This is a genomic window from Paenibacillus sp. OK003, from assembly GCF_900109515.1.
Taxonomy (GTDB): domain Bacteria; phylum Bacillota; class Bacilli; order Paenibacillales; family Paenibacillaceae; genus Paenibacillus; species Paenibacillus marchantiae.
Genome location: NZ_FOBD01000011.1, coordinates 93,409 through 109,897, shown reverse-complemented (window position 1 = coordinate 109,897; position 16,489 = coordinate 93,409). Strand labels below are relative to the sequence as shown.

Annotated in this window: 11 protein-coding genes; all 11 read left to right on the top strand. The window is 45.7% G+C overall.

The window, feature by feature from the left end; genetic code table 11:
* The first annotated feature begins 157 nt into the window (after window positions 1-157).
* The 11 genes from BMW94_RS18465 to BMW94_RS18415 all read left to right on the top strand — a co-directional run bounded on the left by BMW94_RS18465 (window position 158) and on the right by BMW94_RS18415 (window position 16,475).
* Entirely contained in the window at window positions 158-1,861 is a 1,704-nt protein-coding gene (locus BMW94_RS18465) for an ABC transporter substrate-binding protein (protein ID WP_091000452.1), read from the top strand.
* Window positions 1,862-2,178: 317 nt separating this feature from the next.
* Entirely contained in the window at window positions 2,179-3,873 is a 1,695-nt protein-coding gene (locus tag BMW94_RS18460) for an ABC transporter substrate-binding protein (RefSeq protein ID WP_091000533.1), read from the top strand.
* Between the two features lie 285 nt (window positions 3,874-4,158).
* Window positions 4,159-6,534, top strand: a complete 2,376-nt coding sequence (locus tag BMW94_RS18455; protein ID WP_091000451.1) for a glycoside hydrolase family 95 protein — start codon at window positions 4,159-4,161, stop codon at window positions 6,532-6,534.
* 16 nt (window positions 6,535-6,550) lie between these two features.
* Window positions 6,551-7,897 carry a GH1 family beta-glucosidase gene (locus tag BMW94_RS18450; RefSeq protein ID WP_091000450.1) on the top strand — a complete coding sequence of 449 codons (1,347 nt, stop codon included), beginning with the start codon at window positions 6,551-6,553 and terminating at the stop codon, window positions 7,895-7,897.
* A 398-nt stretch (window positions 7,898-8,295) separates the two neighbouring features.
* The gene (locus BMW94_RS18445) at window positions 8,296-8,559 is read left to right on the top strand and encodes a hypothetical protein (RefSeq protein WP_091000449.1); all 264 of its coding nucleotides are present in this window, start codon (window positions 8,296-8,298) and stop codon (window positions 8,557-8,559) included.
* Window positions 8,560-8,876: 317 nt separating this feature from the next.
* A complete protein-coding gene (gene cyoA, locus BMW94_RS18440; RefSeq protein ID WP_091000448.1) occupies window positions 8,877-9,830 on the top strand; it encodes a ubiquinol oxidase subunit II in 954 nt (317 codons plus the stop codon).
* Window positions 9,831-9,851: 21 nt separating this feature from the next.
* On the top strand, window positions 9,852-11,822 hold the full coding sequence (locus BMW94_RS18435; protein ID WP_091000447.1) for a cbb3-type cytochrome c oxidase subunit I: 1,971 nt from the start codon (window positions 9,852-9,854) through the stop codon (window positions 11,820-11,822).
* A complete protein-coding gene (gene cyoC, locus BMW94_RS18430; protein WP_091000446.1) occupies window positions 11,823-12,431 on the top strand; it encodes a cytochrome o ubiquinol oxidase subunit III in 609 nt (202 codons plus the stop codon).
* Window positions 12,432-12,761: a cytochrome o ubiquinol oxidase subunit IV gene (cyoD, locus tag BMW94_RS18425; RefSeq protein WP_063566561.1), complete on the top strand. Its 330-nt coding sequence runs from the start codon at window positions 12,432-12,434 to the stop codon at window positions 12,759-12,761.
* 210 nt (window positions 12,762-12,971) lie between these two features.
* Window positions 12,972-13,988 carry a LacI family DNA-binding transcriptional regulator gene (locus tag BMW94_RS18420; protein WP_091000445.1) on the top strand — a complete coding sequence of 339 codons (1,017 nt, stop codon included), beginning with the start codon at window positions 12,972-12,974 and terminating at the stop codon, window positions 13,986-13,988.
* Window positions 13,989-14,144: 156 nt separating this feature from the next.
* Window positions 14,145-16,475, top strand: coding sequence for a glycoside hydrolase family 65 protein (locus BMW94_RS18415; RefSeq protein WP_091000444.1), 2,331 nt, complete (start codon window positions 14,145-14,147; stop codon window positions 16,473-16,475).
* Window positions 16,476-16,489 lie beyond the last annotated feature (14 nt).

Below are 16,489 nucleotides of genomic sequence, written 5' to 3'. Positions count from 1 at the left end.
AATGCTGAGAAGAGTGAGTGTTTTTCACTACATTTAGAAAACGCTTTTTATGTTATAAAATCAAACGTTTCACAATGAGAATCACCCGAATACGGTATGTGCAGGTCAGCCTGTTCTACAATAGATAGCTTCATTTTATCCATAAGGGGGATTACACATGAAGGGCAAAACACCAAAAACATTCGCGATGCTTCTGTTAGCCAGCGCTCTTGCCATTACAGCAGGATGCAGCGGTAGCGGAGGAGGAACTACGGCTTCAGAGACACCAACGGACACAGGGGATACGACCAGTCCAATCACCTTTACGTTCTTTGGTGCTGACGCAAGTCCTAACTGGAACAACATGAAGGACGCAGTTGGCCAAGAAATTACGAAACAAACAGGTGTTACAATTGAAGCCGAGTATGATGTGAATAATGGTGGCGACCAGAAGATACCTTTGATGGCTGCCAGCGGTGAATACCCTGATATTATCTATCCTAAAGGTAACTTGTCTAAGCTTGTGGATGCAGGCGCGATGCTTGACCTGACAGATCTGATTGACAAATATGCACCAAACCTGAAGAAAATTTATGGGGACCAGATGAACCGTCTGAAATACAGTTTGGAAGATCAGTCCATATACACGATCCCAACGAACATGGGTGTAGATAATGTTGCATTTGATGCTACAGGCGGATTCGAGATTCAGCAAAAGGTATTGAAAGAACTCGGCTACCCAGAAGTGAAAACGCTTGAGGATTACGAGAAAGTGCTAAAAGAATATTATGCTAAACATCCAACCATTGACGGACAGCCGACCATTCCGCTGACGCTGAATGCAGATGACTGGAAGATTATGATTACGGTAACGAATCCAGCCTTCCAGGCAACTGGAGCACCGGATGATGGTGAATATTATATTAACCCTGAAACGTATGAAGCGATGTTGCACTATAAACGTCCAGAGGAGAAAGAATACTTCCGCTGGTTGAACAAAATGTACAATGAAGGCATTCTTGACAAAGATACATTTGTGCAGAAGGATGACCAATACAAATCCAAAATTGCAAGCGGTCGGGTACTGGGGCTGATTGACCAGGAATGGAACTATGGTGAAGCTGAGAATGCTTTGAAATCAGTTAACAATGGCGAGAATACGTACGCTCATTTCTCTGTATCCCTCAACAAGGATATTGTGGATCATACGTTCCAACCAACCGGATTCGATGGATATGGCATCGGAATTTCCAAAACTGCAAAAGACCCTGTACGTATTATCAAATTTATGGATTGGCTCGCTTCGGATGAAGGCCAGGTGCTGAGAAACTGGGGGATTGAAGGCCAACAATACAAAGTGGAAAATGGCCAACGTATCATTCCTCAGGATGTACAGGACCGCAAGACCAATGACAACTCTGCATTCACCAAAGAAACAGGAGTCGGTATGTACAACATCTTCAGCGCTAGATATGGCGATGGTGTGAAAGATTCCACAGGTAACTACTACACAACGAACTTCCCTGAGCAGATCCAGGCAGGTTATACTGCGGCAGAGAAGGAAACATTGAAAGCCTATGGCATTACAACGTGGAAAGATTTCTATCCTTCTGAAGACGACTTGAAGCTGAAAGATTGGGGCGCAGCATATAACATGCCTGTACCTTCAGATACGGATTATAACGTAACGTTCCAGAAAACGCAGGACATTATCCGCAAACGTATTCCTGAAGCCATCCTTGCCAAACCTGAGAAATTCGACCAAGTGTATGATGATCTCCTGGCAGAGCTTGATAAAGCAGGTGCGGTAGACATGGAGAAACAATATACCGTTTGGGTCAAGGAACGTGTATCACTCTGGACAGGTAAAGACGTGAAATAATACTGAAAATAAGCATGATAATTAAGCATTTTCAAAGCAAAAGAGGTCCCCGGAAAGGGCCTTTTTTGTTGTTGACGAAAGGGTGAGGATAACATATAATCGTTAATGTAAGCACTTTCAGTAAGCGTTTTAAACTATTTATCGAAAACGTTTTACGGATGTTAGAAGAGAGTTTTAGTATTGATAAAAAAGAGTACAAATTTAATTTTTAGTAAGCGCATACAGAAATGTATCTTCCAGTGGTATCCTCAGGCCTAAAGCCTGTTATACAGATAAAACCTTCATAATAATAGGGGGACTAGACAATGAGAGGCAAAATGAAAGGCAATACACCTAAGACGTTTGCAATGTTGATGCTCGCAAGTGCGTTGTTGGTTACAGCTGGCTGCGGAAATTCGGGAAGCAAAGATGCTACACCTACCGAAGGCTCGGATGATACAAAACCGATAACACTGTCTTTCTTCGGTGCGGATGCCAGTCCGAACTGGGCGAATATGAAAGATGATATTGGTCAGGCCATTATTGAAAAAACAGGTGTTACTATTAATGCGGAATATGCTGTATCCGGTGGGAATGACAAGATATCCTTGATGGCTGCCAGCGGTGAAGTTCCGGATATGATTTATGCCAAAGGAGACATTAACAAGCTGGTGGATGCAGGTAATATGGTCGATTTGACAGACCTTATTGATAAATACGGTCCCAATTTGAAGAAAGTATATGGCGATTACATGGATCGACTCAAATACAGTAATGAGGATCAAGCAATATATGTATTGCCAACCGTTGGTGCAGTGGACCAACAAACATTTGATGCGGGCGGTGGCTTTGAAATTCAGCAGAGAGTTTTGGAAGAGCTCGGTTACCCAGAAGTAAAGACACTCAATGATTATGAGAAAGTGTTAAAAGAATATTACGCTAAACATCCAACAACAGATGGTCAACCGACGATTCCATTGACATTGGACGCTGATGACTGGCGTATTATGATAACAGTAACTAATCCTGCTTTTCAGGCAACAGGAGCACCTGATGACGGCGAATATTACATTGATCCTGAAACGTATGAAGCCCAGTTGCATTACAAGCGTCCGGAGGAGAAGGAATACTTCCGTTGGCTGAACAAAATGTACAATGAAGGACTGCTCGACAAGGATGCCTTTGTTCAAAAAAGTGATCAGTATAAATCTAAAATCGCCAGTGGTCGTGTTCTTGGTCTGATTGATCAGGAATGGGGTTATAGCGATGCGGAAAATGCTCTGAAGGGGGAAGGCAAGGATGACTATACGTATGCTCACTTCCCGGTTACTTTGAACAAGGATATTAAGGATCACTCCATGCAAGATACCGGTTTTATGAGTGGATGGGGTATTGGCATTACAACCAGCAATCCGGATCCGGTACGTACGATTAAATTCCTCGATTGGTTGGCCTCTGATGAAGGACAGGTTTTAAGAAACTGGGGTGTAGAAGGGAAACAATATAATGTGGAAGATGGCAAGCGTGTAATCCCGGCCGATGTTCAGAAGCGTAAAAATGATGATAATGCTTCGTTTACTAAGGAAAGCGGAGTTGGCCTGTATAATATCTTTAGTGCGCACTACGGGGATGGAGTGAAAGATTCAACAGATAATTATTACACTACCAATTTCCCTGATCAGATTGTTGCAGGATACTCTGATGCGGAGAAGAAAACGTTGAAAGCTTATGGTGCAACAACATGGCTGGACCTATTTCCAAAAGCAGACGAATTCCCGGTGAAACCATGGGGAGCAGCTTGGAACATCTCTGTGCCTTCTGATAGTGATTACAACGTAGTTTTCCAGAAAACTCAGGACATCATTCGTAAGAGTATTCCAAAAGCTGTCCTAACCCCTGCTGACCAATTCGACAGTGTGTATGATAACATGCTTGCTGAACTTGATAAAGCTGGTGCAGTAAAAATGGAGCAGGAGTACACAGGTTACGTTCAAGCACGAGTGGAATTGTGGAATGGACAAAACACAAAATAATAACTTTTAAATGGAGGATTTCCCGGAAGGGAGGTCCTTCTTTTTTATATTGACATTCATTATAAATGAAAAGGTAAATGTGAGGATATACGTTGACGCACTGATAAAAATCCAATATAATTTTTTGTAATATTGTAAGCACTTTCAGGTAAAATGATACAGATCAAAAGACAGATATCAGAGTGTATATTTCATTCTGGAATGCGAGAAAAAACATCTTTTTACTTATTACCGAAAACGTTTTAGAATTATGCAAAATAGCTGATTCAGGAATAGGAGTAATCTATGTCCCCATTTAATGAGAGAACACAAGAAAACCGTCTGTGGTATCGTCAGCCGGCTACTCGCTGGGAAGAGGCGTTGCCCATCGGCAATGGTCGCCTTGGCGGTATGGTGTATGGCGGAGCGGCGTATGAACAAATTCAGTTAAATGAAGATACATTGTGGTCCGGATTTCCACGTGACACCATCCAGTACAGCAGTCAGCGATACCTGAAGCAGACCCGGGAACTGATCATGTCAGGGCAATACAGCGAAGCTGAACAATTGCTGAACCGCGAGATGCTGGGACGTGATGTGGAAGCTTATCAGCCGATGGGTCACTTTAAGTTGCAGCACACTGAACTGGGTGGGATCCCGTACGATGAATTTGAGCGTGAGCTTGATCTCCCCAGCGGGATTACAACGACGAAGTATTCGTATAAAGGCATTCGTTATGTACGTGAAGTATACGCCAGTGCGCCGGATGATCTCATGGTATGTACCATCACTGCTGATCGTGAGGGAGCTGTAAACGTCAGTGTTACATTAGACAGTCCACATCCTTATAAAGTTCAGGCTTCGGGCGATGCACTTACCTTATTCAGTCGCTGTCCGAGTCACGTTGAATCGAATTATTTCAGGGATCATCCGGAGTCCGTCATTTACGAGGAAGATCGGGGAACGGCTTATGCTGTGCGACTGGCCACGACTGCGATGGGCAAGAATGCCGAAGTTTCAGTTATGGACGGAAGACTTCATATACAGGGAGCCGACCAGGTTATTTTTTATCTGACAGCGGCGACCGCCTTTGAAGGCTATGATGTGGTACCTGTTAAGGATGGTGTGATTCTGGATCAGGAGTGCAGGGAGGTAATCACTAAAGCGATGGCTCATGGCATGAAGGCTCTTCGCGAGCGGCATGTGATGGATCATGGGACTTTATTTTCAAGAGTATCTATTGATCTCGGCACATCAGCGAATGAAGCATTGCCTACAGATGAGCGGCTGCAAGCGTACCAGGCTGGAGCCCATGATCCCGGCCTGGAGGCACTCTATTTTCAATATGGCAGATATCTGTTAATGGGTAGTTCACGTAAAGGAAGCCAGCCAGCCAATCTGCAGGGAATCTGGAATCATCAGGTGGAGCCGCCCTGGCATAGTGATTACACGATTAATATCAATACCGAGATGAATTACTGGCCGGCAGAAGTATGCAACCTGAGTGAATGCCATGAGCCGCTGTTTGGCTTGTTGGAGGATCTGAGCGATACAGGGAGAAGGACAGCACGTATTTTGTACGGGGCGCGCGGCTGGACAGCCCATCATAATGTGGATATTTGGAGGACATCCACGCCTACAGGTGGAGATGCAAGCTGGGCGTTCTGGCCAATGGGTGGCGTGTGGTTGACTTCACATCTATGGGAGCATTATCTGTTTACCCGTGATCAGCAATTCCTCGCGGAACGCGCGTATCCAATCATGAAGGAAGCGGCGCTCTTCTGTCTTGACTGGTTGGTGGAGGGACCAGACGGATATCTGGTTACCGCTCCTTCAACCTCTCCAGAGAACAAGTTCCTCACTGAGAAAGGAGAGGCTCGCAGCATCTCCATGGCTTCGACGATGGATATGACATTGATTCGTGAGTTGTTCGATCGATGCATTGAAGCAACGAAGCAGCTGGATGTGGATCAACAGCTGGCGAAGGAGTGGAGCGAAGCACGCAGCAAGCTCTATCCATTCAAGATCGGAAGCGAGGGGCAGCTGCAGGAATGGTTCAAAGATTTTGCCGAATCCGAACCGGGGCATCGTCACGTCTCCCATCTGTATGGTCTGTATCCGGGGGAGCAGATCAACCGACTGGATACGCCGGAACTGGTGGAAGCAGCACGAGTGTCACTTGAACGTCGTATCTCACAAGGTGGCGGGCATACAGGTTGGAGCTGTGCCTGGTTGATCAATCTGTATGCGAGGCTGCTGGATAGCAAGCTTGCACATCAGTTTGTCCGTACGCTGCTGGCTCGTTCCACGCATCCCAATCTGTTTGATGATCATCCGCCGTTCCAGATCGATGGCAATTTTGGTGGCACTGCCGGTATTGCCGAGATGCTGTTACAGAGTCATTTGGGTGAATTACATCTGCTGCCAGCACTGCCTTCACACTGGGCCAGTGGCAGTGTGAAGGGGCTTCGGGCACGTGGTGGATATAGGGTGGCAATCGAGTGGACAGAGGGCAGACTCTCAAGCGCCGAAATTAAGGCTGATCACGCTGGTTCGATAACCATTCGCAGTGCATACCCACTGGAAGGAAACGATCAGGCCAAAGCGCAGCTTACACCTCAGGGTGATTATGTAGTTATTTTAACCATGACCGCAGGACAGACGATCCGCGTGTCATCATGAGACGGAGGAGTAAACGATGACGATTTTTCAATTTCCACAAGATTTCTGCTGGGGAACAGCAACAGCTTCCTATCAAATCGAAGGGGCAGCGCAGGAAGGCGGACGCGGGGTATCCATCTGGGATACGTTTGCCCGTACGCCCGGCAAAGTATTCAATGGAGATAATGGTGATGTCGCATGTGACAGTTACCATCGCTATGAGGAAGACATCGAGCTGATGAAAAAGCTTGGGATCAACACCTACCGATTCTCGATCGCCTGGCCGCGTATTATTCCTGATGGAGATGGCGAGATCAATCGGGAAGGCTTGGACTTCTATCATCGATTCGTGGATAAGCTGCTTGAAGCGGGAATCGAACCTTTCTGTACGCTGTATCATTGGGACTTGCCTCAGACGCTGGAGGATATCGGAGGTTGGGGCAATCGCAGGACGGTGGATGCATTTGTAAAATATGCTGAAGTCATCTTCAAGGAGTTTTCCGGTAAAATTAATTTTTGGCTAACTTTCAACGAACCATGGTGCATTGCGTTTCTGTCAAACCTGCTTGGCATTCATGCGCCAGGAAATAAGGACCTGCAAACATCCATTAATGTTGCTCATGGACTGCTCGTTGCTCACGGTAAAGCCGTTCAATCGTTCCGTCGCTTGGGTACAACAGGACAGATTGGTATTGCACCCAATGTATGCTGGGCTGAGCCTTACAGCAAATCTCCAGAAGATCAGGCAGCCTGTGATCGGGCAATTGCTCTGAACACCGATTGGTTCCTAGACCCGATCTACAAAGGATCGTATCCACAATTTATGGTGGAATGGTTCGCAGAAGCTGGAGCTACAGTACCCATTCAGGAAGGCGATATGGAGATCATCTCGCAACCCATTGACTTGCTTGGCATTAACTATTACACCATGGGAATCAATCGTTTCAATCCAGAGGCGGGTGCATTGCAATCCGAAGAGGTGGATATGGGACTTACCAAAACGGATATTGGCTGGCCTGTTGAATCACGCGGACTGTATGAGTTCATGCATTACTTGCAAAAATACGGAAATGTGGATGTCTACATCACAGAAAATGGTGCATGCATCAATGATGATTTGGAAAATGGCAAAATCAATGATGATCGCCGGATTGCATACTATGAGCAGCATTTGGCTCAAATTCATCGGATTATCAACGACGGAATCAACCTGAAAGGCTACATGGCTTGGTCTTTGATGGATAACTTTGAGTGGGCGGAAGGATACCGTATGCGCTTTGGACTTGTGCATGTGGATTACCGTTCATTGGTCAGAACACCTAAAGAAAGCTTTTACTGGTATCAGAATGTGATCAAAAATAATTGGTTGGAAACACGAATTTAAGCTTTAATTTCAATATTCCAGGAAGAAGTGCTCAGAACCTGACATAACTAAGTAATTACGTTATTTCAATTGTTAAATGCAGGGACATACGTGTTCATCAGAAAAAAGACGGTGGTTCGGTAATCCGAAGCACCGTCTTTTTTTATTGTTTTATTTTCACCCCGAACTCACATGTTCATGAAGGTTTCATAAGGTCTGGGCTGTTTCATGTTATGAGGAGGGCATTTTTGGGTTATAAGAAGTAAGAAGAAGTGATCTAGCCCTTGTCAACAGTTAAAATACAAATAAAGTGTCCAAATTGCGAAAGAAATTTGAACATTTGTTGACTAAAAATCATACTGATGTGGTATATTGGTATAAGGAAAGCACTTACAAAAAGGGAAAAGGAAGTGTTTACTATGGCATCGAAGACAGCAATGGTAAGCCAATTGGAGCGCAAAGATAAAAATATGCGGCGTGCAGTGTTAACGATGACAGTTCTGGCTTGGATTGCCCTTATTACGGGAGTAATCATGTGCCTGATCAACCTGAATGATTTTAATGATCGCAACCTGGGATTAATGGTGGGGATCGGTTTCTTGGTGGGTAGTGTATTTATTTATGTAATTGCCAAATCGATTGGACTAGTTCATACACGCCGGGAAGACGAAGGCGCCGATTAAATAATCTTGCGTTAATTCGTTCATAATAAGACTGGATGAGCACCCGGAATCCCAGTCAATAAAGCCCTTTGCGGATTCGTTGATACTGTTCAACGGGACTGCAAAGGGTTTTATTTTGTGACTTGAAGTGTAAAGATTACGATGAGGAAATATCAAGTGTGCAAGCGATTTGTGAGAAAAAATTCACACATTTAAGGTGCAAAATCGACAAATTTGTTAACATGAACAAAAAAGTTGCTCATTTCTGATATCTTTAGAAGGAAGAGAGTAGTATACTGTTTTTTCAGTATGAGCGAATTTAAGGAGAGGGGATCAAGATGAACAAGAAACCTAGGTCGCTAATTCGGATAATCATTCCGGTTGTCCTGACGTTGGTTACAATTGCATTGATTGTCTGGCCAATGCTGGCAGGCGGGCAGTACGTTGTTCTGGATCCGAAAGGGCCTGTTGGCGCTTCGCAGAGAGATTTGATTGTCATTTCGACAATTCTGTGTGCAGTCGTTATTGTGCCTGTATTGATTTTGTCTGCTGTAATTGTATGGCGTTACCGCGACAAACCGGACAATAAATCTGCTTATGAGCCGAACTGGTCTCATAGCACTAAAGCGGAGGCTATCTGGTGGACCGTTCCGATTATTATTATTGGGTTGCTGGCGGTTGTAACAATCCGCTACACCTATGATCTGGAACCTTCGAAGCCATTGGCATCCGAGAAAGCACCGGTGACCATTCAAGTATCTTCACTGGACTGGAAATGGTTGTTTATGTATCCGGAGCAAGGTATTGCAACGGTCAATACGTTGAATATTCCGGCAGACCGGCCCGTAAAATTTGAGCTCACCGCGGATTCACCGATGAACTCGTTCTGGATTCCGCAGCTTGGTGGACAGATTTATACAATGTCGGGTATGGCGATGACCTTGTACTTGCAAGCTGATCATGAAGGTCAATATTGGGGTTCAGGTGCCAACTTTACCGGGGAACACTTCGCCCAAATGCGTTTTGATGTGAATGCTACATCGGAGGAAGACTTCGACAAATGGGTTACTGAAGTGAAACAACAATCCCAACCGCTGACGCAAGAAACGTATAAAACATTGGCGGAACCGGGAACAAGCAATGTAGCTTATTATTCTTCCTTCCCTGAAGGACTGTTCCAAGACATCGTGACCAAGTATGTTGTTGACGGTCAAAGCGCTCACAGCAAGCACGGTGAGGCTTCAGGTGCCAAAGAGATTACTACGCAAGGCGTGGACAAGAGTGCTAACTAAAGATTCGAAAGGAGGCCCCCAATGTTAGAGAGACTTAAGGAGTTTGCATCGGAGTTTTTCGTTACCGGTGATCCGCTGATTTATGGTGCGGACGTGGCGATCGGGATTACGATGATTACCATCGTAGCGGTGCTGACTTATTTCAAAAAATGGGGCTGGCTCTGGCGTAACTGGTTAACTACCGTCGATCACAAAAAGATCGGTATTATGTATATTATTGCTTCCATTATCATGCTCTTCCGTGGTGGTGTGGATGCACTCATGATGCGTCTTCAGCTAGCTATGCCTAACATGGATTTCTTACATCCCGAGCATTATAATCAGGTCTTTACGACTCATGGTACGATCATGATCTTGTTCATGGCGATGCCGTTTATGTTCGGTTTATTTAATGTTATTGTACCGCTTCAAATCGGGGCAAGGGACGTTGCGTTCCCATTCCTGAATGCACTAAGCTTCTGGTTATTCTTCCTGGGAGCAATGCTGTTCAACCTGTCCTTCGTTATCGGTGGTTCACCGGACGCAGGCTGGCTCAGTTATCCGCCTTTATCGGAGCTATCGCATAGCCCGGGGGTGGGACAAAACTTCTATATATGGGGTATTCAGATTTCGGGTATCGGTTCCCTGGCTACCGGTATCAACTTCCTGGTTACCATCATTAAAATGCGTGCGCCAGGCATGAAATGGATGAAAATGCCGATGTTTACATGGTCGGTATTCTCCACTTGTATTATCATTCTGTTTGCATTCCCAATCTTGACAGTGACACTTGCGTTGCTTTTCCTCGACAGGTTCGCGGGGGCGCATTTCTTCACACTTGATTTGGGCGGTAATCCGATGATGTATATCAACTTGATCTGGATGTGGGGTCACCCTGAGGTATATATCGTTGTCTTGCCGGCATTCGGTGTGTTCTCCGAGATTGTAAGTACATTCTCGAAGAAAAAATTGTTTGGTTATAAATCAATGGTATTTGCGATGCTGATCATTAGCTTCCTGTCCTTCTTTACATGGGCGCATCACTTCTTCACGATGGGTTCGGGAGCAGACGTTAATGCATTCTTCGCCGTAACCACGATGTTGATAGCCATACCAACAGGGGTTAAAATCTTTAACTGGCTGTTTACCATGTTCCGGGGAAGGATACGCATGGATACCCCGATGCTATGGACACTTGCATTTATTCCATGCTTTATCGTCGGGGGGATGACGGGGGTTATGTTATCCGTTGCACCTGCTGACTTCCAGTTCCACAACAGTTACTTCCTGATTGCTCACTTCCACCAAGTCTTGATCGGTGGTGTAGTATTCGGATACTTTGCAGGTCTGTACTACTGGTGGCCTAAAATGTTTGGATTCCAACTGCCAGAAAAACTGGGTAAATGGGCTTTCTGGACTTGGAATATCGGTTTCTATGTCTGCTTCATGCCGCAGTACGCTGTCGGTTTGATGGGTATGACACGTCGTCTGAGCACCTATGGCTGGGATACCGGCTGGTGGGAACTGAACTTTGTATCCACAATCGGGGCATTCCTGATGGGTGTCGGATTCTTGTTCCAGGTTGCACAAATTGCAGACGGCATTCGGAAATACAAAACACTCAAAGCTTCTGGCGACCCTTGGGGTGGTCGTACGCTCGAGTGGTCGATTCCTTCACCTGCTCCTGAATATAACTTCGCCATTACACCGCGCGGAGATGATATTGATGAGTGGTGGGAAGAGAAGGAACGTCGTGCCAAAGGCATCTATCCACCTGAACAGCCGCTTGAGCCGATTCATATGCCTAAAAATTCCGCAATTCCGTTCATTATGTCTATATTCTGGTTCATTGCCGGTTTCGGCTTTGTATTCGGATGGCTGTGGATGGCGATTCTCGGACTCGCTGGCGTAGGGATTTGCATGATCGCTCGTTCATTCTCATACGATACGGATTATTATATTCCGGTTGACGAAATTAAGCGTACCGAAGCGTCGTTAAGGGGGTCGGTATAAATGGCTCAAGCAGCCGCAAAGCACGGTCATGCTCATGACCATGGTCACCATGACCCGCAAGAATTAAAAATACTCGGATTCTGGTTCTTCCTGATTTCCGACGTTATCCTGTTCTCCGTATTGTTCGCAACCTTTATTGTGTTGCGTGACAATTCGGCGGGCGGACCTGTATTGTCTGAATTGATTAAAATGCCTGGCGTTATTGCCGAGACATTTATCTTGCTCACAAGTTCATTCACAAGTGGACTTGCGGTTCTGGCCATGAATCAGGGCAAGGTGAAGCAATTGATCAGCTGGCTGGCAGTTACAGCTGTTCTGGGTGCGAGCTTTATCGCCCTGGAGGTATCGGAGTTTATTGAGTTGATTCATGAAGGGTTCAGTTATACAACGAGTGCATCTTCCGGTGCATTCTTCACCCTTGTGGGTACTCACGGACTTCACGTATCGCTCGGTCTGATCTGGATGATCGGATTGATGCTGCAACTGAAAAAACGTGGAATTACCGATGTCACTCGCGGTAAAATTAACGTAATCAGCTTGTACTGGCACTTCTTGGACGTCGTCTGGATTTTCCTCCTGTCGATTGTCTATCTGATGGGGGTGATGTAGATGGCAGAGCATAACTCACATGAATCCCATGGCCACGAACAGCATGGTTCACTTAAGTCTTATGTCATCGGCTTCATTCTGTCCGTTGTCCTGACCATTGTCCCTTTGGTAGTGGTTCTGAATGACATGATGGGCAGAACAGCAACGCTGAGTGTCGTTCTGGTAACAGCAGCACTTCAGTTTGTGGTTCAACTCTTCTTCTTCATGCATATCCGTGAATCGGAGAAGCCGCGTTGGAATGTGATGGCTTTGATCTTTGGTCTGTTGATCATGATGACCATCGTTATTGGTTCCATCTGGATCATGTTGAACAATACAGTTGCACATTAAGTTTTATATGTTCAGGGATCTCCCGACTTTATTTAAAAGTCGGGAGATCTTTTTTTTATCCTTTTTCCATCCTGAATGAGGGCAGAATAAGGGAAGGGACGCATGAGATACAAAAATTCGAAAATATTGTCGAAAAAAGTTCTTGATTTTTTTTCGCTAATCCGTATACTCAGAAATATAAGTAATCCGAAACGTTTTGGAGGAAAGCAATTGGCTACAATTAAAGACATATCACAAATGACGGGATTTTCGATAACGACCGTATCCAGAGCTCTGAATGGGTACTCGGACGTCAGCGATAGTACGCGCAAACGGATTAAAGAAGCCGCCGAAACCCTGAACTATAGTCCAAATGGTCTAGCGAGAGGCCTGGTCATGAAGGAAACCAAAACGCTGGGGTTGCTCGTATCAGGCATGACGTACAAAAACATCGATAACAACTTTGTATTTGAAGTGCTTTGCGGTATTAATGATAGCGCTGCCAATTCGGATTATGATCTGATTTTGTTCAGCACCAATACAGCGAAGCAAAAGATGAAAACGTACACACAGCTGTGCAGGGAACGTAAGGTGGATGGCGTCATTCTTCAGGGTGTGAAGACGGATGATCCGTATTTGCAGGAAGTACTGGATAGTGATATCCCTTGTGTATTGATTGATATTCCCATCCATAGTGAGTATGTTGGTTTTGTATCAACGAATCACAAACAAAGTGCACAGACGGCTGTAGAGCACCTTATTGGTTTGGGTCATCGGCAGATTGCCATGGTGAACGGTTACCCGGAGGCTTTTGTTTCCAAGGAACGCTATGAAGGATATTCCGATGCACTGCAAAATGTTGGATTGAGCTTGAAGCCTGAATGGATCGTAAACGGGAACTTCACGGAAGAGGAAGCACAGCAACAAGCTGCTGAGTTGTTGAAAACTTATCCGGAAATTACCGCAGTCTTTTGCGCAAGCGACATGATGGCTCTGGGTGTAATGAAGGCTGCGAATGAACTGGGCATCTCGATACCGGATGAATTGTCGGTAGTGGGATTTGACGACATTCCAACCGCCGCCTATTTTCAACCACCACTCACCACCATCGGCCAGAACATGTACCAGTTGGGACATGAAGCTGCAAACCTGCTGATGGGCATGCTGAAATCGGAAGACAGTCCCAAATTTAATATTTTGCAAAATGAATTGGTTTTGAGATCCTCGACAGCCAAACCAGGTCACTGAGTTTAGCTGAGAATACGGTTCGCGAGGAATTGCAAAATGAACGAGATGAAGAGAGCACCGAAATGTTTTATGAAATCCGAAACGTTTCGGTATTATTTTCACTCAAATCCAAAACGTTTCGGATACAACATAAGATAGACATAGGGGGAATACAAATTGCTGAAATACGATGCAGGACAAGGAGAATGGAGTAACTGGCTGGTAACTGAAACCGGGTTTGATCCGGCTCATCAAGGGAAAGGCGAAGCTGTGCTCTCACTTGGAAACGGCTACATGGGACTTCGCTCCGCAACGGACGAAAATTATGTTGGGCAGGTGCGGAACTGGTTCGTAGCTGGAACCTTTAATAAGTTTGACGAGCATGAAGTAACAGAACTCCCCAATACAGCAGATGTGACGGAGCTTTCAATCACCCTGAATGGGGAAACCTTCAGCTTGGAAAAAGGAAGAACGATCAGCTACAGTCGTCAACTGAATCTCAAAAACGGTGAGCTGACTCGTAACGTAGTATGGCAGAGCCCAACTGGAGAAAGCTTTGAACTTCAATTCCGTCGCTTTGTTTCCTTGAGCAACCGTCATCTGGTGGGTTCATCCGTAAGTATCAAGCCACTGGATGGTCAGGCACGTGTTCACATTGCATCCGGTATTAATGGACAATGGACGAACTCGGGTGCACAGCATTTCACGGAAGGCGAAAAACGGATATTTGAAAAGACTTATATTCAAATGACATCAACGACGACACAATCGGCTGTTGATTTTGTAACCAATACGGTGCACCACTGGCAGCTGAATGGTGAAAAGGTTGAGCCGGAATTGCGTCAAACGATGGGACGCCGCAAGGTTGGCATCGAAGGCACAGTAACCGTGGAAGCCGGACAATTGGTAACACTGGAAAAAATCTCGAATGTGCATACCAGCCGCGATCTGGTGTACAGCCACGGTGGATATTTACTGGAGCATATGCGTGAATCGGCGCTGACAGAGCTGAAGCAAGAGTCGCAAAAAGGGTATGATCAGCTGTTTTGTGAAAGCGCTAACGCTTGGGCGGATACTTGGTCCACGTACAACATTGAAGTGGACAGCACAAGCGGGTATGACCAGCTTGCCATCCGTTTCGCCATCTATCACCTCGTCATTATGACACCTGCTCATGATAATCGCATGGGAATCGGGGCGAAGGGATTAAGTGGTGAAGGGTACAAGGGACATTCCTTTTGGGATACGGAAATCTTCATCCTGCCTTTCTTCATCTACAGCAATCCCAAGATCGCAAGATCCTTGCTGGAATATCGATATCAGGGATTGGATGGAGCTAGAAGAAAGGCCAAGGAGAACGGATTCGAGGGTGCCATGTATCCGTGGGAAGCTGCCTGGATCGAAGATGGCGAAGTTACACCGGTATGGGGAGATGTAGATATCGTAACCGGAGAACAGACGAAGATCTGGTCCGGCTTCATTGAACAGCACATTACCTCTGACATCGCTTATGCCGTTTGGCATTATGTCCAGTCTACAGGCGATGAGGCGTTCATGGATCAATATGGCTACGAAATCATTTTCGATACAGCAACGTTCTGGGCCAGCCGTCTGGAGTGGGATGAGGCGAAGGGCCGCTATCACATCAATGAGGTTGTTGGACCGGATGAGTATAAGGAGCATGTGGACAACAATGCATTCACCAACCATATGGCTCACTTCAATATGGAACTGGCCATTCAATATTATGAAAAGCTTCAGCAGGAGAAACCTGAGTTGCTCAAGGCATTGTCTGCGAAGCTTGACCTGACATCTGCTCGGGAAGCATGGAACAAGCTGGATCAAATGTATCTGCCAGGGCCAAATGAACAAGGACTTATTCCGCAAGATGATACCTACTTGCAGAAGAAAGTCATTGATCTTACCCCTTACAAAAATCAGACCAAAGTCGCCAGCATCTTCAATGACTACAACCTCGATCAGGTTGGTGAAATGCAAATTTCGAAGCAGGCTGACATCATGATGCTGTTCTTTCTGCTTGAGAATAAATTCGAACCCGATATCAAACGCGCCAACTACGATTACTATGAGGAGAAAACTTTGCATGATTCCTCCTTGTCCCTGTCGACGCACAGTATCCTTGCCAGTGACTTCGGTGATCGCCCGCTTGCTTATGATCTGTTCCGCCGGGCGTCCGAGATTGATCTGGGACCGCATATGCACTCTTCGGATGCAGGCATCCACTCCGCTTCTCTGGGCGGAATATGGAAATGTGTCGTGATGGGATTTGCCGGAGTTCGCATGTTGGATGGCCAGCTTCATCTCGATCCAAAGCTGCCTGAATCCTGGAGCAGTCTGAAATTCCCGCTCTACTGGCAAAACCAGCTGTTGCATATCACAATCACGTCCGAGGGTATTCTAATCGAGAGTGATGCAGAGGAAGAAATTTCTCTCCTTCTGTCCGGTCAGCAAGTTACTTTCAGCAAACGGTTTCAAACCTTGGTTTAATATAAATCCATGTG